We start from the raw sequence: 24729 nt of genomic DNA on the forward strand, positions 1-24729 counted from the left end.
TTTGCAGGAGGAGCGCTGGTGAAGAAGCGGACCTTCACGTGCGGGCTGGACGCCGCGATCGACATCATGGGAGGCAAGTGGAAGGGGCTGATCCTCTTCTCGCTCGCCGAGGGGCCCCTGCGGTTCGGAGAGCTGAGGCGCTCTGTGCTGGGCATCAGCGAGCGCGTGCTGATCCTGCAGCTGCGGGAGATGGAGGCCAGCGGTCTGGTGCACCGCGAGGTCTACCACCAGGTGCCTCCGAAGGTGGAGTACTCGCTGACCGACTTCGGCCAGTCGCTCAACACCGCGATGGCGCCGCTCGGCGAGTGGGGCGAGGAGCACATGGAGCGCATCGAGAGCCTGCCCAGGTGACCTGGAACGCCGTGCGGTCGGCCGCGCCCCGCCACGCGTCAAGGGCTCTCCCCGATCGGGGAGAGCCCTTGACGCTCAGACACCGTGCGGGTTACGGGCGGTGCGGGAAGCGGCCGTAGTAGTCGCCGACCTGCTGGCGGTACGTCGGCTCCTGGTAGGTGTTCTCGTCGAACTCCGGAGCGTTCTTGATCTCCTCCTTGGTGCGGGCGAGGTAGACCTTCTTCTCCTGCGGGTCGATCCGGATGATGGTGCTCGCGGGCATCACGACCTTCTTGCCGAAGATCCAGAACCCGGTGTCGACGACGAGATAGCTGGCGCCGACCGCGTTGTTCTCCTCATCCACTGAGCCGATCTTGCCGTCGGTGGCTTCGACGTCGAAGCCGACCATGCTCATGGTCGGGTCGGAGGCGACACCCTCGCGGTAGCTCCAGTGCTCGGTCATGTAGGTGACTCCCAGTTGTCGAGATTGTGAGTCGCCCAGCTACCCGGCGAAGGCGCGCCAAACCCCGGCGCCCCTCAGGGAAGGCGCCAGTGACCGTCCCTCATGAGCTCGCGGCCCTTGAGCTCGTTGACCTCCCGCCAGGCCTGGATCCGCTCAGGACGGATGCGGAAGTACAGGTACGGGCTGCTCAGCTCACGCGGGTCGAAGCCCGTCTTGACGGCGAAGGCGTCGCCCACCTCTGCGGAGACCTCGCTCATCCGCAGCGGCTCGGCCGTGCCCTCGATGAGGATCACGTCGCGGGTGAGGCCGAGGCCGAGCCGCGCCCTCCCTGAAGCCCCCAGGTTGCGAGCGGTCGCCGAGTCGGCGGCCGTGGCGAACAGCAGCGTGGCGCCGTCCCACAGGAACGACAGCGGCACCATGTACGGCTCCCCGCCCTCCGGGTCGGCCGTGGCCACCCAGGCGTCGACATCGTGCTCCAGCCGGTGCAGGGTGTCGAGCCTGCGCTGTTCGAAGGTGCGGGCGGCGGGCAGGGTCATCGCGGACAACTCCTCAAAGCGACGAGAAAATCGCGCCGATGGTATCGAGCCGAGGCCGACCACTCGTGCGCGGGCATCGTGAACGCCTCCCCGCCTATGTGAGAACGGGCGGTTCGTGGAGCTCGGGCCGTACGAGCGGATCGTCTTCACCTTCGGCTGGGAGGCCACCCCCGAAGCCCCCGACATCCCGCCGGGAACCACCAGGGTCGAGGTCACCCTGACCCAGGACGGCGAAGGCACCCGGCTCATCCTGCGCGACAGTGGCCTTCCCGACATGCTCGAACAGGAGACCGGCAGCGGCTGGGCCGCTGTGCTCGGCCGTCTCGCGAGAGCGCGGACGGGCGCGGACGGCCTCAGCGCGACGGCGACACCAGGCCCGCCTCATAGGCCCGACCGGCGCTCTGGCGACCACGCTGTCCGGAACCGGGCCGCCCGTTCGTCATAGTGGTGAGTTCACGGGAGTGAGGAACAGCGATGAAGTACATGATGTTCGTCTGCACTGACACCGAGCCCGACACCGACAAGGCGGCCGAGCCCGACATCGAGGTGTGGGTGTCGGAGAATGACGCGCGCGGCCGTCGTCTGGAGGGCAGCGCGCTGGCTCCGACGTCCGCGGCCACGACGGTCCGGGTCCGCGACGGCAGGCTGATGGTGTCCGACGGCCCCTTCACGGAGACCAAGGAGGTGATCGTGGGCTACGACGTGCTGGAGTGCGCCGACCTGGACGAGGCGATCGAGGTGGCCCGCGCCCACCCGATGGCTCGGGCGGGACGGCTGGAGCTGCGCCCGCTGGTCGAGCTGAACGATTGACCGACGTGACCGATGTGCGTGTCGCGGTGGCGACGGCCGAGGCCGTCGCCGCCGCGAGCGCGGACGCGTACGCGCGGATCGTGGCGGCGCTGATCCGCGTCACCGGTGACTGGACGCTGGCCGAGGACTGTGCCCAGGAGGCGTTGACGCTCGCCCTGCAGCGGTGGCCCCTGGAGGGGGTGCCGCGCAACCCGGGCGGCTGGCTGATGACGGTGGCCCGCAACCGCGCGGTCGACGTGCTGCGCCGCGCTTCGGTCGAACGCCGCAAGCTGGCCGAGCTGGCGGTGCTCGCACTGCACGATCAGGGCCACGTCGCAGCGCGAGAGGAAGTGGTGGACGACCGGCTGCGGCTCATCTTCACCTGCTGCCACCCCGCTCTCGCCCTGGAGGCGCGCGTGGCCCTGACCCTGCGGACGATCGGCGGGGTGCCCACCGCTGACATCGCGCGGGCCTTCCTGGTCAGCGAGTCGACCATGACCAGACGCCTGACCAGGGCCAAGACGAGGATCGCGGAGGCCGGCATCCCTTACAGGGTGCCGACGGGCCCTGCGCTCACCGAGCGGCTGCCCGGCGTGCTGGCGGTGCTGTACCTGCTGTTCACCCACGGCTACAACGCCGACGGACGGCCCGCGTTCGCCGAGGAGGCCATCCGCCTGGCCAGGCTCCTGCGGCGGCTCATGCCCGACCAGGGCGAGGTGTCCGCGCTGCTGGCGCTGTTCCTGTTCCAGCACTCGCGGCGCGAGACCCGCAGGGATGGGCAGGGCAACCTGCTCACCCTGGACAGGCAGGACCGGCGCCGGTGGGACCACGCCGCGATCGCCGAGGGCCTGCGTGTCCTCGACGGTGCGCCAGAAGCAGGGTCGTACGCGCTGCAGGCCAGGATCGCCGCCTGCCACGCCACCGCCGCCTCCGCCGAGGCCACCGACTGGCCGGCGATCGCCACCTGGTACGACCGGCTGGCAGAGGTCCAGCCCTCGCCGGTGATCGAGCTGAACCGCGCCGTGGCGTACGGCTACGCGCACGGGCCCGCAGTCGGTCTCGCCCTGCTCGCCCAGGCCCGCGCGGGCGGCGCGCTGGACGACTACCCGCTGGCCGTGGCGGCCGAAGCGGACCTGCTCGCCCGGCACGGCGACCGCGAGCGGGCCGCGGCCCTGTTCCGGCAGGCCGCCGCCGTCGCCCACTCCGCACCCGAACGGCGCGCCCTGCTCGATCGGGCCGACGAGACGGCTTCGCACTCTTCGGGCTGACGCGCCGCCGCAGGAGCAGGTCGGCAGCCGGCGCGTCTGTCTGGGAAGGGTGGATACGATCCCGGAACGGCTGTTCGCTCATCGACCCTTCGAATGCGCACCGCCCCCGCACGCCAGGGCAGGCGCTGCGCCGGCTGGACGCGGCATGGGCGCATCGGCCCTGGCCCGGTGTCATCGGGTCGTCTCATCGGCGCATGAGAGCGAACACGAACCAGGCGATGGCGCAGACCGCGGACGACACCAGCAGGGCCCACCCCGTTCCCGCCGCGACGGCGGCGCCCATGACGGCGACGCCGAGGGTGGCGCCGACCTGGCGCACGGCGTTGAGCAGACCGCCCACCGCACCGGCCGTCCCCGCGGGGGCGACGCTGACCAGGGCCGCCACCAGGGCGGGCAAGGCGTAGGAGACGCCGAAGCCGCTCATCAGGAGGCCCACCGCGAGCCACGGGTACCCTCCGCCTGCGAAGACCGCGCCGGCCATCGCAGCGCCGCCGACGGCCAGCAGCAGCAAACCGGCCAGGATCGGACGGCGTGGACCCATCCGTGCCACGATCTTGCCCGTGAACGGCGGATTGGCGGCGAAGGGAACGGTCAGCGGCAGGAATGCCAGTCCCGTCTGCAGCGGGCTGAGGTGCCATTCCTGCTGCAACAGCAGCGGCAGGACGAAAAGACTCCCTGTCAACGCGAAGTTCACGGCCGCGGCGGCCAGCAGTCCGGCACGCACCAGGCCTGACCGCATCAGAGCCCGGTTCACGACCGGCGCCTTGCTGCGACGCTCCAGACCGCAGAAGGCCGGCACCGACACACCGAGTCCCACCGACGACCACGCGGCGTGGGCCCAGTCCTGCGCACCGGCGGCGATCAGCGCGTCTGTGAACAGGGCCAGCACCGCGGCGGCCGCCACCTGTGCGAGCCAGTCGATCCTGCGCTCACTGCGCGGGCAGGCCACCGCCCGGCCCAGCGTCAGCGTCAGTACCGCCAGGCCGATGGGCACGTTGACCAGGAAGATGGAGCGCCATCCTGCCGCGCCGACCAGTGCGCCGCCCACGAGCGGACCCGCTGCGACGGCCGCACCACTGATCGCGGCCCATGCCGAGACCGCGCGCGCCCGCGCCGCAGGCTCCGGGTAGAGCTGGGCGATCATCGCCATCGAGGCGGGCACGCACGCTGCCGCGGCGGCGCCGAGAATCGCGCGCAGGAGGACCAGGGCCGACAGCCCAGGGGCGAACGCGCTGAGCAAGGACGCCAGCGTGAAGACCGCGATCCCGGCCCGGAAGAGCCGCTCGGCACCGAAGCGGTCCGCCACCGCCCCCGCAGACAGCAGCAGCGCCGCGAACGCCACGGTGTATCCGGTGGTCGCCCACTGCAGCCCGGCCATCGAGGTCTTCAGAGACGACGCCAGATCGGGTTCGGCGACCGACAGCACCGTCATGTCCAGCAGCACCATGAAGTAGCCCAGCGAGAGACCCGCCAGCGCGCGAGCGCTCCCCCGGCGCGGACGGCGGTTCCCCGGCACCGGCATGGGTGAGTTCACAAGGGTCATGTCCGAGACAGCTCCCGAAGACAAAGGGTGGAGATGAGGCGACCCACTGTGCGTTCAGCAGGCCCACGGCTCCACCGCCACAGCCGCACGTCCCGTTCGGAATTCCCGCATGCTCCACGCGGTTCCTCTCCGCGTGGAGTTCCGCCAGCTCAGAACCTTCGAGGCGGTCGTCAAGCATCGGACCGTGACCGACGCCGCCGTCGCGCTCGACCTCGCCCCCTCGTCCGTCTCCCAGCAGATCCGCGCCCTCGAGGGAATGCTCGGCGTGGCCCTGTTCGTGCGCGGTCCCAGGGGAATGGACCTCACCCCCGCAGGACAGCGGCTGCAGGGGTGGGCGCGCTCCCTGCTCGACCAGGCCGAGCAGGCCGTCCGCGACGTCAGAGCCGAACGGCGGTTGCTGCGCCTCGGCGCGCTGGAAACGCTCGCCGGCTCCTACGTGCCCCAGGTCCTCGCCCGCTTCGCCGAACGCCGTCCCGACATCGAGGTCGAGGTGCAGACCGCACGCGCCCGCGACGGCCTCCTGGCCGACGTGACCGACGGACGCCTGGAAGCCGCCCTGCTGCTCGACTCCGGTGACGATGTCGGCGGACTCGGCTTCCCCGCCCCCGCCGGACCGCTCGCCTTCATCGACCTCGACCCGGTGCCCCTCGCGCTGGTGGCCGCCCCCGCCCATCCGCTCGCCGCCCGCGCCGCTCTGACACCCGGTGACCTCGAGCACGAGCGGCTCCTGGTCAACGTGCCGGAGTGCTCGTTCTGGATGGCAGGGAACAAGATCCTCGGCTCGGGCCCCCGGCGGATCAAAGCCGGAGGCGTCCCTGTGATGCGCGCATGGGCCGAGCACGGGCTCGGGATCTCGCTGCTCCCCCGGTTCGCGGTCGCCGACAGCCTCCGCTCGGGCGCCCTGGTCCCGCTCGACCTTCCGCTCCCGGATCTGAGTCTGCGGCTCGTCTGGCGAGAAGACCGGGAGTCCCTGCCCGGCATGCGCGACATCCTGTACGCCGCAGCCCGTCCCTGAACAGCGAACCCCGCTGTACTGCCAGGACCGCTACCACCCAGAGCTGTGGGGGGCGGGGAGTCTAAGCCGAACCGGACTCGACGCACGGATGAGCACGCGGGCCGACCCCCGATGCGTCGCGTCCAGCGCTGCCGGTCCTCGCCACGGCCGGGCTCCTGTGCGCCGTCCTGGTCGCCGTCACCGCGGTGCCGGCCTGGGTGAAGGGCTGGTGGGGCCGGCCAGGACGGCTGTGCCACACGACGCTCGCACTGTCCGGCGTGGTGTTCTTCAAGATCGCCATGACCTACAACCTCCTCGCCCTGCCTTCCCCACCAACTGATCAATTGGCATACTGTTCCCGCCCAACCATGATCATTCGCCTGAATGAGGACCACCTGCGGCGAAGTCGGCAAACCCCCTTTGGGCGTGGTCCACAGCGTCCCTCCCTGCGTGAGCGCCCTGGCCCCCGCTCGTCATCGGCTCACTTCGCACGCCGGTGACGGGGGTCGAAGAAAGGAAAGAACGTGTCCGAACAAGGAATCAATCGGCGTCAGCTCCTGGCCTCGGCGGCGGCCGTCGGCGGTTTGTCCCTGGGACTTTCACTCGCCCCCACCGCGGCCCACGCCACGTCCTCAGCCGCCAACCGCGCCCGCCGCACCGGCGCCTCGTGGGAGAACATCATCGAGAAGTCCTCCTTCAGCAGTACCTCGGCCTTCAACCAGGAGTGGAATCACCTCTACCCCTGGGACGGCAGCGCCGACACCCACAACGGCGCCGCCAGGATGCACGCCGGCCAGGTCTCTCTCGCTCAGGGTGTGCTGACCCTGACGGCGACCCGGCTGGCCGCGCCGGACGGGAACAGCCCGCACGCGCCGAACGCTCCGCTGTGGTACCGCTCGGGCGCCATCCACGCCAAGGAGCAGATCCTCGTCAACGACCAGTTCCCCGAGTACGACATCGAGGGCGAGTTCCGCACCCAGACCGGACAGGGCATCTGGCCGGCGTTCTGGACCACCGGCACCTGGCCGGCCTGGCCGCCGGAGAGCGACATCCTGGAATACGTGGGCAATTCGACCAACCTCTTCAACACCTGGAGCAAGAACGCCACTGGCGACGAGGTCGTCGAGCGTGAACCGGTCAGCGGCCACGACCCCGACGCCTGGCACAAGTACCGCGTCTGGATGTACAAGGACGGCGACGACGTCATGCTCGACTACTACTTCGACGGGGTCTGGAAGGCGACCCACCGGGGGGTCGGCTGGGCGGGCGTCCCGCAGTGGCTCATCATCAACCTGCAGATGGGCTCCTGGGCTTCCGGGATCGAGCCCGGCGGTCCTGGCTGGAACGAGCAACCGGGTCCTTCCGGCAACACCTATTTCCGTGCCCGGAACGTGTGGGTGGGGCGTACCCGCGCCTGGTGACGCGTCGCGGACCTGCCCGTCGGGGCTTGGCCGGTCTCAACTGCCTCCTGGAGCGGTCAGCGCCACCGTGACCGCCCAGGCGATGTAGGCGGCGTTGACCACCAGGCGGGCCACCACGCCCGCCGGACGGTCCAGCAGTCGCGGCCGGTCGCGACGCGCGTGCCGTAGCGCGTCCACGTGCGAGGCGAGGTAGGCGGTGATGAGCGCGGCGGCGGCCCAGCCCCCCGCCGCCCTGCCACCCGGAACGACCAGCATCGCGCCCACGAGGATCTCCGCCACCCCGCTGGCGGCGACGGCCGGCGCTGCCCAGGGGAACCAGCCGGGGACCAGTGTGCGGAAGTATCCGGGGAAGAGGAAGTGCGAGGCTCCCACGGCGATCAGGAAGAGGGCCAGAGCGATGGCGGCGATATCGTGCATGACGCGATGCTGACCCCTACGCCCGCGCAGGCGCTTGAACGAAACGATCGCCGGTTGGAGTCCGTCCCCGGCGGCGGGATGACCGTGTTCGAGGAGAACGGCCCGGCGAGGGTCGCCCGTCACGTGCATCCCGTGTGGAAGATCGTCCTCCCTGAGCGAGGGCCCGTCGTGGCCGGGCGGATCTCGGGCCCGGGGCTGCTCGTGCCGCCGCAGCTCGCCCACACCGCCGCGGTGACCTCGGCCTATACGGCGCTGTTCGTCGATGCGTGGCTGCTGCGCCCGCGCCAGGAGGTGACGGTGCTCGACGAGCGAGCCGTACGGCGGATGCGGGCGGCCCTCGGCTCCGGCGCCGCCTTGACGGAGCTCGTCACGCTCGCCGGCCCCGGCCCGCTCCTCGACCCGAGGGTGGCTCACGCGCTGGATCTGGCCGCCGACCTCCTGCCCATTGACGCCATCGCCGCCGAGGTAGGGCTGTCGCCGCCGCGGCTGCGCGCCCTGGTCCGCGCGTCCGTCGGGATCCCGCTGGTACGGCTGCGCCAGTGGGCGCGGCTGCGGGCGGCCGTCACCCAGCTCGGCCTCTCGTCGGTGGCGTCGGCAGCGGCCACGGCCGGATTCGCCGACCAGGCCCACCTTGCCCGCACCTCCCGCGCCCTGCTGGGCCGCACCCCCGTGTCGCTCACGCTCCGCGCCGCACCGGCGACAGGCCTCAGACGGCCGGCGGCTCGAGGACCCGGCCGACGGTCGTGCGGCGAGCCTGCATGACCAGGCCGGCCCCCTGTAGCGTGGCCGCCCCTGCCAGGACGAGCAGCATTCCAGACGACGCCCGGCACAAGGTCCTGACCGGCCCCTTCAGCCTGGGCAGCAGCGTGCGATTGCACCTTGCTGACCGGGGTGTCATCTTCATGCCACCTGGCATCACCGTCGCCAACGCTGTGCGCCTGGTCCCACCAGCCGTCGGGCGCGTTCCCTCTCAGGGTGAGCGGAAAAAGGCGTCGCCTCCGGGCGGGAAGGCGCCCTGCCGATATTCCGGGTTTCGTCGACCGTTCCAATCGGGCGTGGTGGGGCCGAGAACGGCCCTTGTAGATGGGTCGACTACTTCCTGGTGGAATCAGACCTTCCGGGGCAGGGCTGCGGACACTTCCAGCGCCACCCGGCTGAACGCCAAGGCCCTGGCGGATACGCCTGCCGTACGCCAGAGGAGCGCGTATTCCAGGGGTGGGGCGTCCTCGATGGGGAGGTAGATCAGGTTGGGGCGGGGATAGTAGCGGGCACCCTGGGCGGCGGCGATGGTGACGCCCTCGCCGGCGGCGACGAGCGCGAGCAGTTCCTGCCAGTAGGTGGTGCTGGCCTTGCGGTGGATGGGCCGCCCGCTCGGGGTGCGGTCGGGCATGTGCCGGTGCAGAAAGTAGTCCGGCAGGCTGTCGATGACCAGCAGGGTCTCGTGGGCCAGCTCTTCCAGCGAGATCGCGGTACGGCCCGCCAGGCGGTGAGTGCTGGAGACCGCGAGCACGGTCGGGTCGCGCAGGAGCACCGGTCCCATGGTCAGGTCGGGCTCGTCCGCGGGTAGCTCGATGAGCTGGATGTCGAGCTCGCCCCGGCGCAGGGCGCCATAGCGGTCCGACAGGTGCACCTCGCGGATCTGCACCTCGCAGCGAGGGTGCTCGCTGCGGAACGCCTCGACGACGGTCATGACCTTCTCGCTGACCAACGGGCTGGAGAAGCCCACGCGAAGCACGCCGTCCCCGCGCGCGCTGTCGGCGGCGTTGGCCAAGGCTACGAGGATGCCCTGGTAGTGGAGATCGAGGTCCTCGCGCAGCTGGCTGCCCAGCGGGGTCAGCGCCACCCGGCGGCTGGTGCGCTCGAACAGCGGGCCGCCGACCCGGCGTTCCAGGGCCTGGGTCATCTGGCTGACCCGGGCGCGCGAGACGTGCAACCGGTCGGCCGCGCGGCCGAAATGCAGCTCTTCGGCCAGTGTCAGAAACGTCTCCAGCTCCTGCCAGTTCACCGGCACCTCCCATCGGTAAGGGCACCTTACCGAACGGTGAGAACTTCGCCATTGTTCGTGGCCATCTGTCGGATTCACACTGATTTCCGGCGGAGGACGACCGACGAGCAAGGGGCTGAACGACACGATGACCAGGCAGCGCATCGAACTGGCGGCAGTGTCGCCACGAGCCGTTGACCTGATCACCGAGTTGGAGGACGCGCTGCGGCGTGAGGGACTGAGCGACGACCGGCTGCGCGAACTGACGCGCATCCGGGTCGCCCAGCTCAACGGCTGCGCGTACTTCCTGGCCCGGCGCTCGGCCGAAGCCCTCCGCCTGGGTGAGACGCAGGATCGGCTCAACGAGCTGGCGGGCTGGCGCGACTCGCTCCGGTTCACCGACTCCGAACGGGCCGCGCTGGCTCTCACCGAAATGATGACCAGGCTCCCCGCCGACGGCGTGCCCGACGACGTGTACGGCGCGGCGGAGAACCTGCTCGGTCCCTACAACCTCGCGAACCTGATCATGGCCGTGTCCGTCGCGAACGCGCTCGACCGCATGTGCCTGACCGCGAGGATCTCCCCTCCGCACTAGGCCTCACGAGGCTCGCCCCCCACGGGGTGGCTTCGCGCTGCCCTGAAACACCCTGAAAAGAAGGAAAACTTATGATGTCCCGTGAACCTCAGGAAGAGGCCTCCGATCCACGGAGATGGCTGGCGCTGACCCTCTTGGTGGCGGCCTTCTTCATGGTCATCGTCGACTCCCAGATCGTCATGCTGGCCCTGCCCTCCATCGAGAGCGAACTCGGGTTCTCCCCGGGCGGCGTCCAGTGGGTGATGAGCGCGTACCTGCTGAGCTTCGGCGGCCTGCTGATGTTCGGCGGGCGCACCGCCGATCTGCTCGGCGGGCGCCGGATGTTCCTGTTCGGCACCGCGCTGTTCGGCGTCGCCTCAGTGCTGTGCGGCCTGGCCTGGAACGACGAGGTGCTGATCGCGGCCCGTGTCGTGCAGGGCGCGGCTGCCGCGATCATGACCCCGACCGCGATGGCGGTGCTCATGCACACCTTCGCCGAGGGACCCGAACGCAACAAGGCGCTGGGCATCTGGACCGGCATCGGCGCGTTCGGCGCCACCGCCGCGCTGCTCATCGGCGGCCCGATCACCGACGGCCTCGGCTGGCAGTGGATCTTCTACATCAACGTCCCCGTGGTCGCCGCCGTGCTGCTGTTCGGCCCGCGCCTGCTGAAGCAGACGCCCGTCCAGCCGGGCCGCCGCCGATTCGACCCGGCGGGCGCGGTGACCATCACCGCCGCCATCGCGCTGCTCGTCTACGCCGTCTCCGAGGCCCCGCTCGTCGGCTGGGGCAGCGGCCAGACGATCGGCATGCTGATCGCCGCCGCCGTGCTACTCGTGATCTTCACGCTGATCGAGAACAGGTCGAAGGCGCCGCTGGTCCCGCTGCGGATCTTCCGCTCGCCGACCGTGGTCGGCGGCAACATCCTGATGCTCATCGTCGCCATGGCCGTGTACGGCGGAGCGCTCATCACCTCGCTCTATGCCCAGCAGGTGCTCGGCTACAGCGCGGTCAAGTTCGGCCTCAGCACCGCGGTCTACGCGGTCATGTCGATCATCGGCGCGAACGTCAGCGCCCGCCTGGTCGCCAAGGTCGGCTACAAGCCCATCGCGATCGTGGGCATGACGCTGCTGTCCGGCGGCCTGCTGCTGCTGACCCAGATCGACCCGAACGGCGGCTACTGGAGCGACCTGTTCTTCGGCCTGGTCATCTTCGGCACCGGCATCGGCAGCACCAACGTCGCCGCCTCCATCGCGTCGCTGACCGGCGCCAAGGCCGAGGAGTCCGGCCTGGTCTCGGGCATCAACAACGCCGTCTTCCAGATCGGCGCCGCGCTCGGCATCGCCATCGCCTCCTCGGTCGCCTTCGCCTACACCACCGGGACGAACGCCGAGGGCCTGAACGACGGCTTCCAGGCCGGGTTCTGGGCCACCGCGATCTTCGCGCTGACCGGCCTGGCCACCGCGCTGCTCCTGCTGCTGCACCGCAAGCCCGCTCAGCCCACTCCCAGCACCGGCACGGAAGCCGGCAAGCCCTCCATGGCCGTCCATCACTGACCGGCCACTATGCATCACCAAGGAATCAAACAATGACAGACGACAAGGTGACCGTCATCGGGCTGGGCTCGATGGGTACGGCCATCGCCGAAGCGTTCATCGGGGCAGGACACCCCACTGCAGTGTGGAACCGTACACCGCACAAGGCCGCGCCCCTCGCTGCCAAGGGCGCGATCCACACGGAGGCGATCGAGGACGCCGTGGCCGCGAGCCCGTTGATCATCACCTGCCTGACCACCTACGAAGACACCCACCGGATCCTGGAACCAGCCGCCGCCGTCCTGCCTGGGCGCACCCTGGTCACCCTGAACAGCGGATCCCCGGCCGGCGCCCGTGAAATGGCCGCCTGGGCCGGCAGTCACTCAGCCCGATACCTCGATGGCGCGGTCAAGAACGTGCCCTCAGCCGTGGGGGCGCGGGACACTTTGATCTACTACAGCGGCGCCAAGGCCGTCTTCGACGCATACGAGCCGACCCTGAAGGTGCTGGGCGGCGACACCGTCCACCTGGGCGACGAGATCGACCTGGCCGCCCTGTACGAGATGGCGGTGGGCGCCCTCCTGCTGCCCGCACTCGCCGGCTTCTTCCAGGGTGCCGCCGCCGTTCGGGCACGCGGACTGGAGGCGGCCAGCATGGTGCGCTTCGCCGGCAAGTGGCTGGACATGATCAAGTCTCTGCTGCCTGTCTATGCCAGGGAGATCGACAGCGGCGACTACAGCGACGCCGTCTCCTCGGTGAACCTCTTCCTGGCCGGAGCGGCCCATGACGAGGACCTGGCCCGGGAGACGAACGTCGACGTGGCCTGGCTCGCCCCCCTGAACGACCTGGTGAGGCGAGCCGCCGAGGCCGGCCACGGCGACCACAGCATCTCGGCTCTGACCGAGGTGCTCAGTAGGCCGTACCAGCCGACCTCGCCCTCCGGCTGGTAACGACAGGACGAGCCGGTGGACACCGCTCCCGCAGGCATGAACCTGAAGGTCACCGGTCATGCCCATCGTGGGCGGCCAAGACGGCATCGCCGTTCTGCTCGGCCCAACGGCACAGCACGTCGACCGGCTCCAGCGCCGACTGCCCCAGGTCGGTGAGCCAACCACCAATCGCTAACGGACGCACAGGAGAACAAGCCATGACCATCCTCATCGCCTACGACGGATCGGCCGACGCGAAGAGCGCGATCGAGTTCGCCGCCAAGCATCTCGCAGCCGAGGCCACCGTCGTGGTCACCGTGTGGGAGCCGCTGCTGGTGCAGCTCAGGCGGCACACGATCGCCGGTTTCGCGCTCATTTCCGAGCAGAAGGAGGAGTGGAAGGAGCTGGCGGAGCAGCAGGCCACGGAGGGCGCCGAGCTGGCCAGGGCAGCGGGCCTGCAGGACGTGACCCACCGGGCGGTCGCCGACAACGAATCGATCTGGCAGACCATCGTGGACGTGGCCGACGAGCTCGACGCCTCGCTGATCGTGACCGGGTCGCGTGGCCTGGCCGAGGTGCGTTCAGTGTTGCTGGGCAGCGTGTCGAACCACGTGCTGCACCACGCGCACCGGCCGATGCTGATCGTGCCGCCAGTGAAGAACTAGTGTGTCCTGCGCCTGAAATTCGTCGGCAGTATCGGGCGAGGGAGTGAAGGATACCCGCGGCGGTCTTCTTCCAGACGAAGGGCCGTGGGTTGTCGTTCCATCGGGCGATCCAGGCGAGGATGTCAGCTTCCGGGGACTGCACGCTCTTGTGCACTCCCCGGCGGATGAGCTGGCCGGTCAGGTAGCCGAACCAGCGCTCGACCTGATTGATCCAGGAGGAGCCGGCACGTCACGGACGCGCGCCGTGACTGTCTTCCTGGCCCAGCGCGGAGCAGGGGCGCCGTACATGCGGATGCCCTGAAGGTCACCGGTCATGCCCATCGTGGGTGGCCAAGACCGCGTCGCCGTTCTGCTCGGCCCAACGGCAGAGCACATCGACCGGCTCCAACGCCGACTGCCCGAGGCCGGTGAGCGCGTACTCGACGCGCGGAGGCACCTCGGCGAACGCCTGGCGCCGCACCAGACCGTGATGCTGAAGCCCTGCGCAACGTCTGCGTGAGCATCTTGGAACTGATGCCGCCGATGAGGGCCGCCGTTGCCGATGACGCTGGGCTGGGAACTGGCTGGAACTGTCGTCAACCGTGGTGCAAGACCTGGGAGCCGACCACGCCACGACCGACCGGACTACCCTGCGTGCGGGCGGCTACGACGCCGTTGAATATCCGGGTCGACGCGCACTACGGCGTGCAGAACGTGAAAGCCGCACATGAGCATTTGGGGAGCCTGAATGGGAAGATCGGGCTGACCTTCTGAACCGAGGGCGTCCGGGAAACGATCGATCTCAGCGCTAACGGCTGTACCGATGTTCCTCATCCCCGGATGAGGCCGCTCTCGTAGGCGAAGACCACGACCTGCGCGCGGTCGCGCAGCCCGAGTTTGAGCAGGACGCGGCTGAGGTGCGTCTTCACGGTGGCCTCGGCGAGGTGAAGGGCCGCGGCCACCTCGGCGTTGGACAGTCCGCGCGCCACCTGAAGCAGCACCTCGTGCTCGCGGGAGGTCAGCTGCGCAAGCCGCTCGTCGCGCTCGGGCGCGCCGGGCGTGAGCTGAGGGGCGAACCTCTCCAGCAGGCGGCGGGTGACCCGCGGGGACAGCGCGGCCTCGCCCGCCGCCACGTGGCGGATGGCGCTCAGCAGCTCCGCTGGCCGGGTGTTCTTCGGCAGGAAGCCCACGGCCCCGGCCTTCAGCCCGGCGAAGGCGTACTCGTCCAGGTCGAAGGTGGTCAGGATGAGCACGCGCGAGCGTGGGCAGTCCCTGACGATCCTGCGGGTGGCCTCGATCCCGTCGAGGCCGGGCATGCGCACATCCATCAGCACCACGTCAGGGCGCAGCTGCCGGGCCATCCGGGCGGCCTCCTCGCCCTCGCCCGCCTCACCGGCCACCTCCATGTCCGGCTCGGCCTCGAACACCATGCGGAAGGCCAGGCGCAGCAACGACTCGTCGTCGGCGATCAGCAGCCGGATCATCGGCCCGCGCCCTTGCCCGCCAGGTCCAGGCTGGCCGCCACCCGCCACCCGCCGCCGCGCACCGGGCCGGCGTGCAGGGTTCCTTCGTAGGCGGCGACACGCTCGCGCATCCCGGCCAGGCCCCGTCCGGGTGCCTCGTCCGCCGTCCGCCCGGGGAGGCCGTCGTCGGTGACCTCCACGTCGGCGCGCCGCGATGTCAGGTGGACGCGGACCTCCGCCGTCGCGCCGGGCGCGTGCCTGAGCGTGTTCGTCAGTGCCTCCTGGGCCAGCCGGTAGATGGTGAGCTGGGCGGCGGCGGGAATCGCCTCAGGGTCGCCGGCCACCTGCAGGCGTGTCGGCAGTCCGGCCGCGCGCATCCGGTCGGCCAGGGGGGCTAGCTGGGCGATCCCGGGCGCGGGGTGGAGCAGCGCACCCACCTGCTCCCCCGGCTCGACTGGGAGGCCGGGTTCGACTGCGAGGCCGGGTTCTGGGAGGACGGGTTCGACTGCCCGGCGAGGTTTGCCCGCGTGGCTGTCTTCGCGCGTGCCGAGGGCGCGGCGCATGTCCTCCAGCGCCTCGCGTCCGGTGTCGGCGACCTGCTCCATCGCGGCTGCCGCCTGCTCAGGCGCGCGGTGCCATACGTATGCGGCGCTGTCGGCCAGGGCCACCATGACCGACAGGTTGTGGGTGACGATGTCGTGCATGTCACGGGTCATCCGTGCGCGCTCCTCGGCGACCGCGATCCGCGCCCGCTGCTCTCGGTCACGTTCCAACGAGGAGATGTACGCCCGCCGTACCCGCATCCACAAACCCGTGGAGAGGGCGGCGGCGGACATCGCGCTCAGCGCGGCCGCAGTGAAAGGGAACTGACCCTGCGGCGCCCACCGCGCCGCGGCCAGCATCACCCCCGCCTCCAGCACGAGCCCGGCCATCAGCGTCTGCCGCCATGGGCAGCGCGCAGCCACGGTGTAGAGGGCGACCAGCAGGGCGGCGTCGGCGGGAAGCTGCACGTCGGAGGCCCACTGGATCGCGGCCGCTGCGCCGATCGCGCAGAAGACCGCCAGCGGGGCGCGCCGCCGCCACACCAAGGGCGCCACCAGGGCCGCCTGGAGCAGCAACACCCATGGCTCGCCAGTCGACACCTGGCCGGGTCCGAGTGTGGCCAGGAAGATCGCGGCCGCCAGGAGCGCGTCGGCGGGTACGGACGACCATCGGGTCAGTGCCGCGAGGCAGGCCACCAGGCGGTCGGCTCGCTTCATGCGCTCACCCTAGTTGTCCTGCGGGTTCGCTCCCCATCCTCCTCAGGGATGAAGATCCGGGCACCTCATTCAGAAGTCGCACACGCATATCAGCCGTATGCCGCTGTCCCTGATCCGCAGCCCGCTGCCAGCCTCGTCGGACACCTCTCGCTCAAGGAGCCTCGTATGCCCTTCATTCCGAACGCCGCGGGCCTGGCCGTGGTGGCGCTGGCCGCTTCCATGACGCCTGCCGCCGTTGCCCATGGCGTGCCCACTGCCGCTCTGGCCCGTCCCACGCCCGGCGCCGCCGTGGCCCATGATGTGCCTGACCTGGCCCGTCAGGCGGGCGGTGCCGCCTCGCCTCATCAGGCGTTCGCCGCCCCTGCCGCCGTGCCGGCCGATGACGCGCGCGCCCCGCGTCGTGTCACGATGAGCCTGCCCGCGCCGGGCGGGCCGTACCCCGTCGGCACCTTCGCCGTGCGCCTGGTCGACCGCTCGCGCCCCGACCCCCTGGCGAAGTCGAAGCCCTACCGGGAGCTGATGGTCAGCCTGTGGTACCCGGCCAAGGGCACCGGCCAGGCGCTGCCCGCAGCCCCGCACATGGCGCCCCTGTCCGCGGCCGACTGGGACCGCCACTCCGCGCCGCCCATGGGCATCGCGAAGGGCGCGGTGAACTGGGCCGCCACCCTCACCCACGCCCGCCTCGGCGCCCCGGTCGATCGCCACGCGGGCAAGCTGCCCGTCGTGCTGTTCGGCTCGGGGGACGGCGGGCCGCGCACCCTCGGCACCGCCCTGGTACAGGAGCTGGCCTCCCGCGGCTACCTGGTCGTCACCGTGGACGCCACCTACGAGGCCGACCAGGTGGAGTTCCCCGGCGGTCGGCTCGTCCGCGCCATGCCCCTGCCCACGAAGCTGACCCCGCGCGTCATCACGAGGCTGGTCGCCCGGCACTCCCAAGCGCGCCTGGCGGACATGCGGTTCGTCCTGGACCAGATCGCCGCTCTGGGACGGGGCGGCGGGCTCGGCGAGGAGCACACACCGCTGCCCGCCGGGCTGCGCGGCGCCCCGGACGTGTCACGGGTGGGAGCGCTCGGACAGTCCCTGGGCGGGTCGGTGGCGGCGCAGCTCGTCCACGACGACCGACGCGTGGACGCGGGAGTCAACCTCGACGGCGGATACGTCGGCCCGGTCGCCGGCAGCGGCGTCGCCAAGCCGTTCCTGCAGCTGGCGGCCGAGGCGCACACCCGGGCGAGCGAGCCCAGCTGGAAGTCCTTCTGGGAAGCCTCGACAGGCTGGAGGCGGGAGCTGCGGTTCAGGGGCGCGGCACACGGCTCGTTCACCGACCTGCAGGCGCTGCTGCCGCAGATCGCCGCGGCGCTGCCGAAGGTGCCCGTCGCCGAGTTCGTCGGCACGATCGATCCCGGCCGGTCCGTGTCTGCTCAGCGCGCCTACATCGCGGCCTTCTTCGACCTGCACCTGAGCAAGAAGCCCACCCGCCTGTTCGAGGCTCCCGACTCCCGCTTCCCCGAAATCTCCCTCATCCCCTGACCCGCCACGGCCCCGGCCTGGTGATCTCTCGGCGCCGACCCGCCGCGCTGTTTCCTCGGCGACCGCCGGTGAAACGGTGGCATCCGATCGCGCGTCCCGGAAGAGGACGGACCCCTGCTCGGTCGTCGAGGGCCGCTCCTGTCCACGAGTCGCCAGAGCCGGCATCGAGGGATCCACCGAGCGATCAGGCCAGGCCTTCGCCGCCGGCGTCCTGCGGACCGGCTGACGCGAGGCGCACAGTGCCGCGCTAGGGGGCGTCGGTTGCGGCCCTGGTGTAACGGCCGGCCAGGTGCGCGAAGGCTTCCTTGAGCTCGGCCGGGCCGACGACCTCGATGTCGGCGTCGAACCTGCCGATGGTGGCGGCCAGGCCGGTCCATGACCACGAGCCCAGGAGGAGCCGGCAGCGGTCCTGGCCGAGTTCCTCGACGACTCCGTCGCGGGTGTAGCTGGACACGGCGGCGGCGGGCAGGTCGAGGATCACCTCGCCGCGGCAGGGCCAGTCGCCGGAGCCGTCGGAGCCCCGGAACCTGCCGGCCAGGAAGGCGGCCACCTCGCCTCCGGGCAGTTCGCGCGGGCTGAAGCGGGGCCCTGTAGGGGTGCGCGGGGTGATCCGATCGGCGCGGAAGGTGCGCCAGTCCTCGCGGTCGAGGTCCCAGGCGACGAGGTACCAGCGCCCGCCCCAGGTGACGAGGTGATGGGGCTGCACCCGGCGCGGCGGGGTCCGGGCGCCGTCGCCGTCCACCCCTGGCGGGGATGCGGGCGCGTAGTCGAAGCGCAGCACCTCGCGGGCGTGGACGGCGGCGCTGAGAGCCATGAGCACGCTGCTGTCGACCTGTGGGTCCGGCCGGGTCGAGGGACGCTCGACGGCGGTGACCTGAAGGGTGTCGATCCGGCGGCGCAGCCGTGCGGGCATCACCTGCCGGACGGTGTTCAGCGCGCGCGCCGCGGCCTCCTCGATGCCGGCACCGGCGGTGGTGGCGATCTGGAGTGCGATGGCCAGGGCGACGGCCTGCTCGTCGTCGAACAGCAACGGGGGCAGCTCCGTGCCGGCGTCGAGCCGGTACCCACCGTCGGGCCCCTTGAAGGCGGTGATGGGATAGCCGAGCTCGCGCAGACGGTCGACGTCACGACGCACGGTGCGCGGGCTGACGTCCAGCCGCTCGGCCAGCAGCGCCCCCGGCCAGTCCCTGCGCGCCTGGAGCAGCGAGAGCAGTGACAGAAGTCGCGCTGAGGTCTTCGGCATGAATCCCATACTGCCCCGAGAAGCGGCCACACCCTGACCGCTACCCCTGCGACTGTTGCCTCGGGCCGAACAGCCGATTCCGGGATCGGCAGTTCGGTCCGGGCGCTTCACGGCGTCCGGAAACATTCACCGAAGGCTGGGAGCCGACAATGTCCGTCAAGTCCGTGACTCATCTGAACTTCCGGGGCGACGCCCGCGCGGCGCTCGAGTTCTACCAGTCCGTGTTCGGCGGTGACCTCGCCGCCGTCACGTACAAGGACGCCGGGAGCGTGCAGGACCCCGCCGAGGCGGACCAGGTGATGTGGGGCCAGGTGGTCGCGGACAACGGCTTCCACGTGATGGCCTACGACGTGCCCTCGCGGATGCCGTGGGAGCGGGGTGAGAACTCGTTCTTCGTCTCTCTCCGCGGTGAGACCACGGAGGAAGTCACCGCGTACTGGGAGAAGCTCTCCGCCGGAGCGACGATCGCGCAGCAGTTGGCGCCTGCGCAGTGGACGCCGCTGTACGGGATGCTCACGGACCGCTTCGGCGTCGTCTGGGTCGTGGACGTCGTGAGCGAGTACAACGGCTGAGCCATCATGCGTGGTGAGGGAGGCGCGCACCGTCCGTCCTCCCCCACCACGCTCCTGTCCCCGCACCTTCTTCCGAAGGGAACAACCACCATGAGGATGCGGCCCCCGGGGCGGACCGGAACGCAGATCAGCCCCTACCGCCTGAGCGTGTCCTACGACCCGCCGCCCATCCGACAAGCGGTGCCGCGCCGGCGACCGGCCGACGAGTGTGCGGCGGCGTGACACCGATGACTGTTCTCGACACCCGGGCGCTCAACCGCGCGACGCTGGCTCGGCAGTTGCTGCTCGATCGCGCCGGCATGCCGGTCCTCGACGCCGTCGCGCATCTGTGCGGTTTGCAGGCGCAGGAACCGCAGGAACCGTTCGTCGGCCTCTGGTCGCGGCTGAGCGTGTTCGATCCGGCGGCGCTCTCGGCCCTGCTGACCGGGCGGAGCGTGGTCCGTACCCACCTCATGCGCCGCACCGTCCACCTCCTCGCCGCCGACGACGCCCTGGCCTGGCGGGCCCGCCACGACATCATGCTGCGCCAACGGGTACTCGGGGTCTACCGCCGCGAGCTTGCCGGGATAGACCTCGACGAGCTGGCAAGGGCAGGCCTGGCGGTGATGGCCGACGACGAGCCCCGCTCGATGACCGAGCTCGCGCGGGCGCTGGCTGAGCGCTGGCCGGAGCCGGGGCCGCGGGCGCTGGGCGAGATGCTGGTCGCCGCGCTTCTCCCGGTGGCACAGCTGCCGCCGCGCGGGCTGTGGCGCACGAGGGCGGGAGTGCGCAACGTCCTGCTCTCCTCCTGGCTGGGGCGCGAGATCGACCCGCCGGCCCCTGAGGGATCCGATCCGGTCGGCGACGCGCTGGTACGGCGCTATCTGGCCGCCTTCGGCCCCGCCGCCACGGCCGACCTGCGCGCCTGGTGCGGCCTGGCAGGACTGCCGGCCGCGGTGGCCGCGATACGCGAGGAGCTGGTCACCTTCCGCGACGAGCGAGGCAGGGAACTGCTGGACCTCCCCGACGCGCCGCGCCCCGACCCCGACACGCCCGCCCCTGTGCGGTTCCTGCCGGCGTTCGACAACGCGATCCTCGGTTACCACGATCGCAGCCGGATCGTCGACGACGCCCATCGCGGCCTGTCGGTCGCCGGCGCCCGCGTTGTCCTGGTCGACGGCCGGGTCGCCGCGACCTGGCGCGTCCAGGCAGGCACCGTGACTGTCACCCCGCTGCGCCGCTTCTCACGAGCCGACCGCACTACCGTGGCCGAGCAGGGGCAGGCGCTGGCGGCGTTCCTGTCCGACGACGACGGTCACCGCGTGGAGATCGCCGCGTCTCCCAGCTGAGCGCGCTCTCGTACGCAGGCTCGTCGCTCGGCACGTGCGCCTGGCCACTTCGGTCGGAGGCGTCTGCCCGCACCCCGACTTGAGCGGCGGGACCTACAGGCTCAGGCCGGACTCCAGGTGCCCGAGTGCTCTGTCGATCTCGGCGGGCCCGTCCATGTCGGGGTCCTGGGCCCATTGCAGCCAGACCATGGCGACGACCCCGAAGACGGCGCCGGTGACGTTGCGGATCCGGGGGTCGTCCGCGCCGCATCCCGCCCTGTCCGCGACGATCTCGGAAAGCTCCTGCAGCAAGCCAGGGCTCCTGCGCAGGTTGGCGGTCAGCAGTTCAGGGACGGTCGCCGCGAACACCTCCCGCGCATGCCCTGCGGCGATCTCCTCGGCGGTCAGGGAGGCGAACGCCGTACGGAACGCGCCGCGCAGGACGGCGACCGGTTCACCGGGCGGCTGGACCTGGAGAGCCTCGATGAGCGGAGGGAAACGATCGAAGGTGACCAGGTCCTCCTTCGTCGGGAAGTAGCGGAAGAAGGTCGCGGGCGAGATCTCGGCGGCCTCGGCGATCTGGTCGATGGTGGTGGCGTTGTAGCCACGTTCACGGAAGAGCCTGAACGCTTCGCGCAGGATCGTCTCCCTGGTCCTCGCCTTCTTGCGTTCGCGCAGCCCGCTGGTGCCCATGCACGAAATGTACCGCACCAGCAAATGATGGTTTACTCTCAAAATAGAGTCCGCTATCAAAACCACCTGAACGGAGCTGTGTCAGTGGTCGATCAGAATGCTGAAATCCCGGTGACCCTGCCCACCCGGCGCGATCCCGCCTGCCCGTTCGACCCGCCCGAAGAGCTGACGCGGCTGCGTGACTCCCAGCCGCTCACCCGGCTCGCCTTCCCGGACGGCCACGTCGGCTGGCTGGTCACCGGCTACGACGCCGCACGCAAGGTCCTGGCCGATCCACGCTTCAGCGTCCGGATGGATCTCAAGCACTCGCCGCTTCCGCGGCGGAACGTCCTGGCCGGGAGCGGTGACAAGCCGGCGCCCGGCATGTTCGTCGTCATGGACGATCCGGATCACAGGCGGTTCCGGCGCCTGCTGACCGGGCAGTTCACCGTTCAGCGGATGAGGCGCCTCGAGCCTCGGATCGTCCAGATTACCGCCGACCACCTGGACGCCATGGCCGAGACCGTGCCGCCCGTCGATCTCGTGCAGACGTTCGCTCTGCCGATCCCCTCGCTGGTGATCTGCGAGCTGCTCGGCGTTCCCTACGAGGATCACGCCTTCTTCCAGGAGCAGACCGCCGTGGCCGTCGATCTGGACGCCTCAGTGGAACAGGCCACGGTCGCTGCAGGACGGCTCACCGGCTACTTCGCGGACCTGGTGCGGCGCAAGCGTTCGCGTCCCACCGACGACCTGCTGGGCGGGCTGATCACCGACAGCGACCTCACCGACGAGGAACTGACCAACATCGGGTTGGCGCTGCTGATCGCCGGGCACGAGACGACCGCGAACATGCTCGGCCTCGGTGCCTTCGCCCTCCTGTGCCACCCCGAGCAGCTCGACGCCTACCGCGCCGACACCTCACTGACCGACAGCGCGGTCGAGGAGCTGCTCCGTTATCTGACCATCATTCACCGGGGCTCGCCCAGCCGTGCCGCCCTGGCGGACGTCGAGCTGGACGGGCAGCTCATCCGTGCGGGCGAGACCGTGATCATCGGGCTGCCCGCGGTCAATCGTGATCCGGAGCGGTTCGCCGACCCCGACGTCCTGCGGCTCGGACGTGATGGAGCCCGGCACCACCTGGCCTTCGGCCACGGCGTGCATCAGTGTCTCGGCCAGCAGTTGGCGAGGATCGAGATGCGCATCGGCTATCGCATGCTGTTCGAGCGGTTTCCCGCACTGCGCCTGGCCGTACCAGCGGCTGAGATCTCCATGCGCGAGGCGTCCCTGGCCTATGGGGTGCGGCGGCTCCCCGTCACCTGGGAGCAGGCATGAGAGTGATCACCGACCAGGACCGCTGCGTAGCCGCCGGCCAGTGCGTCCTGTCCGCGCCTGACGTCTTCGACCAGCGCGAGGAGGACGGCGTCGTCATGCTTCGCGATCCCACGCCCCGCCCCGACCTGCACGACGCCGTCCGCAACGCCGTGGCCCTCTGCCCCGCCGCGGCCATCCGCGCGCAGGAAGACCGATGACGGCTCCGCCGACGTGCTCGTCATGGGCGCGGGACCCGCGATCAACGCGGCGGTGACGGCTTCGGTCACGGCGGGGTCCGCCGACCGGCCTGGCCACGTCATCGAGGACGGGGAGGAGCTGGAACTGTCCTATGTGCTGCGGCGCGGTGCGTGGGGCGCGGGGCTCGCGTTCGAGGCCGCGACGACCGTGTTGCGTGCTGCCGCCGACGAACTACCCGATCAGCCGGTCGTGGTCGTGACCCAGACAGCCAACGTGCGTTCGCTGAAGCTCGCCGTTCGCCTCGGCTTCCGCCATGTCAGCACCTTTGATGAGTTCGGCGCGGAGCAGACTCTGAGCACCGCCAGCCTCCATGCATTCACCACCTGACAGCGACACGCAGCACGAACACGGAGTCGCCGACGTGCCGGCCGCGGTAGGGCTACGGTTCTCGCCGGGCCGGCCCACCTCGACTACCCCTTTCTCGACCTCGTCGGCGTGATCGGCGCTCTGCCGGCCACCGCTCCACAGGCGTTCAGACGATGGCGGCCGTGGCTGAGCATCATCCTGACGCTCTCCGGTGCCGTGATCCTGACGACTTTCGGCACCCTCCTGATGCTCGTCCAGCGTGCCCGAGACCGAGCCCCAACCGGGGCTGGCTTCGCCAGACTGGCCCCAGCCGGACATGATGGCGACGACCTGCGGGGGTGCGGCGGCGTGGTGTGTTTTGTCCGTACTCCGGACGCCCTCGGGCAACGCGGCCGGCCCGCCGAGGGCGCCCGACGGACAGGGCGGACGTGCATCACAGTCGTCCCGCTCAGCTCCACAGAGGCGACGATGACCACGGTCACCCGAGAAAGTAGTCGGCTCCAACCGTGAGTCTGTCGATGGGAAGCACCGTGTCGGATACCTAGGAGGTGTTGCTGACGCGTGCGCGCCATAGGTCGTCCTGGGTGCCTGACTTGTGCCAGAGCTGAGCGACGCCATTGTGGCCGAGGTCGTCGAGCGGTACGAGGAAGTCCATGGCGAGCGTTCTGGCGAACTCGTCCGCGTCGCCGATGGTCCGGGGCGTCCTGCCGTCGGAGCCAGGCCGGCGCAGCGTACGTGACAGCAGTAACAGCGTGTGGCCGGCGATCGGCCGGGCGGCCATGAGCGTGGTGACATACGCCGACTGGGCGGAGGTGGACATCTCCCTGGAGCGGGCGGCGAAGTCGGCGATCTCGCGCGGTTGCAGCCGGAAGTCGTAGGAGGCGACTGTCCCGCCGGGATGGTGGTGGAAGCGCCAGGTGTCCGGATCGAGTCGCTCCAGCCGGTACGTCAGGGACCCCTGGGTGTGTGGCCCCTCGCGCAGCGGCAGCGGCTCGACGAAGCCGTCCCCGATGCCCGCGTCGGCCAGCCAGCGACCGCCGTCGAGGTCGACCAGCAGCGCGTTGTGGTTGCCCCACATCGCCTCTCCCCTGGCCTCGCGCAAGACGCCCGCCTCCACCAGCGTCACCTGGAAGCCGGCCAGGCGCAGCAGCATGGCCAGGCCGGCGTTCTGCTCGTAGCAGTAGCCGCCGCGTCGCCGCCGCACGAGTTTGTCGAACAGCGCGTCCGGCTCGAGACTGATCGGCCTGCCGAGCTGGATGTCGAGGTTCTCGTACGGCACAGCCCGCCGCCAGGCCCGGTGCAGGGCGAACAGTGTCTCCAGGTCGGCGGCCACGGGCCCGTGGTGCCCGATCCTGTGGAGCATCGGGTCGATGGTCATCTCTGC

28 protein-coding genes are annotated in these 24729 nt (G+C 70.6%); 17 read left to right on the top strand and 11 right to left on the bottom strand.

All coding sequences use genetic code 11. From position 1 onward, the window contains the following. Nucleotides 1-18 precede the first annotated feature (18 nt). Nucleotides 19-351, top strand: a complete 333-nt coding sequence (locus tag ABFX55_RS04345; RefSeq protein WP_346117819.1) for a winged helix-turn-helix transcriptional regulator — start codon at nt 19-21, stop codon at nt 349-351. 91 nt (nt 352-442) lie between these two features. Here ABFX55_RS04345 and ABFX55_RS04350 read toward each other — a convergent pair whose 3' ends face one another. Then, nucleotides 443-793, bottom strand: coding sequence for a PRC-barrel domain containing protein (locus tag ABFX55_RS04350; protein WP_346117821.1), 351 nt, complete (start codon nt 791-793; stop codon nt 443-445). Between the two features lie 74 nt (nt 794-867). Then, on the bottom strand, nt 868-1329 hold the full coding sequence (locus ABFX55_RS04355; RefSeq protein ID WP_346117823.1) for a pyridoxamine 5'-phosphate oxidase family protein: 462 nt from the start codon (nt 1327-1329) through the stop codon (nt 868-870). Between the two features lie 115 nt (nt 1330-1444). Between ABFX55_RS04355 and ABFX55_RS04360 the strand changes: the two genes are divergently transcribed. Genes ABFX55_RS04360 through ABFX55_RS04370 form a run of 3 tightly spaced genes read left to right on the top strand, consistent with a single transcriptional unit; the run spans nt 1445 to nt 3386 of the window. Further along, complete coding sequence (locus tag ABFX55_RS04360) at nt 1445-1774, top strand: SRPBCC family protein (protein ID WP_346117825.1); 330 nt, start codon at nt 1445-1447, stop codon at nt 1772-1774. A gap of 29 nt (nt 1775-1803) precedes the next feature. Next, nucleotides 1804-2139, top strand: coding sequence for a YciI family protein (locus ABFX55_RS04365; RefSeq protein ID WP_346117827.1), 336 nt, complete (start codon nt 1804-1806; stop codon nt 2137-2139). 5 nt (nt 2140-2144) lie between these two features. Further along, nucleotides 2145-3386: an RNA polymerase sigma factor gene (locus ABFX55_RS04370; protein WP_346117829.1), complete on the top strand. Its 1242-nt coding sequence runs from the start codon at nt 2145-2147 to the stop codon at nt 3384-3386. A 184-nt stretch (nt 3387-3570) separates the two neighbouring features. Here the strand turns inward: ABFX55_RS04370 and ABFX55_RS04375 are convergent, their stop codons facing one another. Further along, nucleotides 3571-4929 (bottom strand): MFS transporter, encoded by a 1359-nt coding sequence (locus ABFX55_RS04375; RefSeq protein WP_346117831.1) that lies wholly within the window; start codon nt 4927-4929, stop codon nt 3571-3573. A gap of 109 nt (nt 4930-5038) precedes the next feature. On the opposite strand from ABFX55_RS04375, the gene ABFX55_RS04380 reads away from it, so the two are divergent. After that, on the top strand, nt 5039-5944 hold the full coding sequence (locus tag ABFX55_RS04380; protein ID WP_346117833.1) for a LysR family transcriptional regulator: 906 nt from the start codon (nt 5039-5041) through the stop codon (nt 5942-5944). Between the two features lie 503 nt (nt 5945-6447). Continuing rightward, nucleotides 6448-7344: a glycoside hydrolase family 16 protein gene (locus ABFX55_RS04385; protein ID WP_346117835.1), complete on the top strand. Its 897-nt coding sequence runs from the start codon at nt 6448-6450 to the stop codon at nt 7342-7344. Between the two features lie 36 nt (nt 7345-7380). Here the strand turns inward: ABFX55_RS04385 and ABFX55_RS04390 are convergent, their stop codons facing one another. Further along, the gene (locus ABFX55_RS04390; protein WP_346117836.1) at nt 7381-7761 is read right to left on the bottom strand and encodes a DoxX family protein; all 381 of its coding nucleotides are present in this window, start codon (nt 7759-7761) and stop codon (nt 7381-7383) included. 54 nt (nt 7762-7815) lie between these two features. Between ABFX55_RS04390 and ABFX55_RS04395 the strand changes: the two genes are divergently transcribed. Then, on the top strand, nt 7816-8523 hold the full coding sequence (locus ABFX55_RS04395; RefSeq protein ID WP_346117838.1) for a helix-turn-helix domain-containing protein: 708 nt from the start codon (nt 7816-7818) through the stop codon (nt 8521-8523). Between the two features lie 346 nt (nt 8524-8869). Here the strand turns inward: ABFX55_RS04395 and ABFX55_RS04400 are convergent, their stop codons facing one another. After that, nucleotides 8870-9766 (bottom strand): LysR family transcriptional regulator, encoded by an 897-nt coding sequence (locus tag ABFX55_RS04400; RefSeq protein ID WP_346117840.1) that lies wholly within the window; start codon nt 9764-9766, stop codon nt 8870-8872. Nucleotides 9767-9893: 127 nt separating this feature from the next. On the opposite strand from ABFX55_RS04400, the gene ABFX55_RS04405 reads away from it, so the two are divergent. The 4 genes from ABFX55_RS04405 (at nt 9894) to ABFX55_RS04420 (ending at nt 13448) form a co-directional block, all read left to right on the top strand. Then, nucleotides 9894-10340, top strand: coding sequence for a carboxymuconolactone decarboxylase family protein (locus ABFX55_RS04405; RefSeq protein WP_346117842.1), 447 nt, complete (start codon nt 9894-9896; stop codon nt 10338-10340). Nucleotides 10341-10411: 71 nt separating this feature from the next. Further along, complete coding sequence (locus tag ABFX55_RS04410; RefSeq protein ID WP_346117843.1) at nt 10412-11875, top strand: MFS transporter; 1464 nt, start codon at nt 10412-10414, stop codon at nt 11873-11875. Next, nucleotides 11872-12804: an NAD(P)-dependent oxidoreductase gene (locus ABFX55_RS04415; RefSeq protein ID WP_346118297.1), complete on the top strand. Its 933-nt coding sequence runs from the start codon at nt 11872-11874 to the stop codon at nt 12802-12804. The genes ABFX55_RS04410 and ABFX55_RS04415 overlap by 4 nt, the downstream gene beginning before the upstream one ends. Before the next feature lie 197 nt (nt 12805-13001). Continuing rightward, nucleotides 13002-13448 (top strand): universal stress protein, encoded by a 447-nt coding sequence (locus ABFX55_RS04420; RefSeq protein WP_346117845.1) that lies wholly within the window; start codon nt 13002-13004, stop codon nt 13446-13448. A gap of 304 nt (nt 13449-13752) precedes the next feature. Here ABFX55_RS04420 and ABFX55_RS04425 read toward each other — a convergent pair whose 3' ends face one another. From ABFX55_RS04425 to ABFX55_RS04435, 3 genes are all read right to left on the bottom strand, one after another. Further along, on the bottom strand, nt 13753-13908 hold the full coding sequence (locus ABFX55_RS04425) for a winged helix-turn-helix transcriptional regulator (protein ID WP_346117846.1): 156 nt from the start codon (nt 13906-13908) through the stop codon (nt 13753-13755). A gap of 349 nt (nt 13909-14257) precedes the next feature. Beyond that, entirely contained in the window at nt 14258-14911 is a 654-nt protein-coding gene (locus ABFX55_RS04430) for a response regulator (protein ID WP_346117847.1), read from the bottom strand. Beyond that, nucleotides 14908-16149 carry a sensor histidine kinase gene (locus ABFX55_RS04435; protein WP_346117848.1) on the bottom strand — a complete coding sequence of 414 codons (1242 nt, stop codon included), beginning with the start codon at nt 16147-16149 and terminating at the stop codon, nt 14908-14910. Before ABFX55_RS04435 ends, ABFX55_RS04430 begins: the two co-directional genes overlap by 4 nt. 165 nt (nt 16150-16314) lie before the next feature. On the opposite strand from ABFX55_RS04435, the gene ABFX55_RS04440 reads away from it, so the two are divergent. Further along, nucleotides 16315-17676 (top strand): alpha/beta hydrolase family protein, encoded by a 1362-nt coding sequence (locus tag ABFX55_RS04440; RefSeq protein WP_346117849.1) that lies wholly within the window; start codon nt 16315-16317, stop codon nt 17674-17676. Between the two features lie 247 nt (nt 17677-17923). Here ABFX55_RS04440 and ABFX55_RS04445 read toward each other — a convergent pair whose 3' ends face one another. After that, a complete protein-coding gene (locus ABFX55_RS04445; protein WP_346117851.1) occupies nt 17924-18919 on the bottom strand; it encodes a helix-turn-helix transcriptional regulator in 996 nt (331 codons plus the stop codon). Nucleotides 18920-19068: 149 nt separating this feature from the next. Between ABFX55_RS04445 and ABFX55_RS04450 the strand changes: the two genes are divergently transcribed. Together ABFX55_RS04450 and ABFX55_RS04455 are read left to right on the top strand one after the other, a co-directional pair. After that, nucleotides 19069-19491, top strand: a complete 423-nt coding sequence (locus tag ABFX55_RS04450) for a VOC family protein (protein ID WP_346117853.1) — start codon at nt 19069-19071, stop codon at nt 19489-19491. Between the two features lie 227 nt (nt 19492-19718). After that, nucleotides 19719-20819, top strand: coding sequence for a winged helix DNA-binding domain-containing protein (locus tag ABFX55_RS04455; protein ID WP_346117854.1), 1101 nt, complete (start codon nt 19719-19721; stop codon nt 20817-20819). A 93-nt stretch (nt 20820-20912) separates the two neighbouring features. On the opposite strand, the gene ABFX55_RS04460 is transcribed toward ABFX55_RS04455, so the two are convergent. After that, on the bottom strand, nt 20913-21491 hold the full coding sequence (locus tag ABFX55_RS04460; RefSeq protein WP_346117856.1) for a TetR family transcriptional regulator: 579 nt from the start codon (nt 21489-21491) through the stop codon (nt 20913-20915). A 27-nt stretch (nt 21492-21518) separates the two neighbouring features. On the opposite strand from ABFX55_RS04460, the gene ABFX55_RS04465 reads away from it, so the two are divergent. From ABFX55_RS04465 to ABFX55_RS04475, 3 genes are read left to right on the top strand one after another with little or no spacing between them, the layout of a single operon-like run. Beyond that, entirely contained in the window at nt 21519-22802 is a 1284-nt protein-coding gene (locus tag ABFX55_RS04465; protein WP_428834755.1) for a cytochrome P450, read from the top strand. Next, nucleotides 22799-22999, top strand: a complete 201-nt coding sequence (locus ABFX55_RS04470) for a ferredoxin (RefSeq protein WP_346117859.1) — start codon at nt 22799-22801, stop codon at nt 22997-22999. Before ABFX55_RS04465 ends, ABFX55_RS04470 begins: the two co-directional genes overlap by 4 nt. A 22-nt stretch (nt 23000-23021) precedes the next feature. Then, nucleotides 23022-23366: a GNAT family N-acetyltransferase gene (locus ABFX55_RS04475; protein ID WP_346117861.1), complete on the top strand. Its 345-nt coding sequence runs from the start codon at nt 23022-23024 to the stop codon at nt 23364-23366. A gap of 520 nt (nt 23367-23886) precedes the next feature. Here the strand turns inward: ABFX55_RS04475 and ABFX55_RS04480 are convergent. Continuing rightward, entirely contained in the window at nt 23887-24723 is an 837-nt protein-coding gene (locus ABFX55_RS04480; RefSeq protein WP_346117863.1) for an arylamine N-acetyltransferase family protein, read from the bottom strand. Nucleotides 24724-24729 lie beyond the last annotated feature (6 nt).

It is taken from the genome of Nonomuraea roseola (assembly GCF_039535395.1).
Taxonomy (GTDB): Bacteria; Actinomycetota; Actinomycetes; order Streptosporangiales; family Streptosporangiaceae; genus Nonomuraea; species Nonomuraea roseola.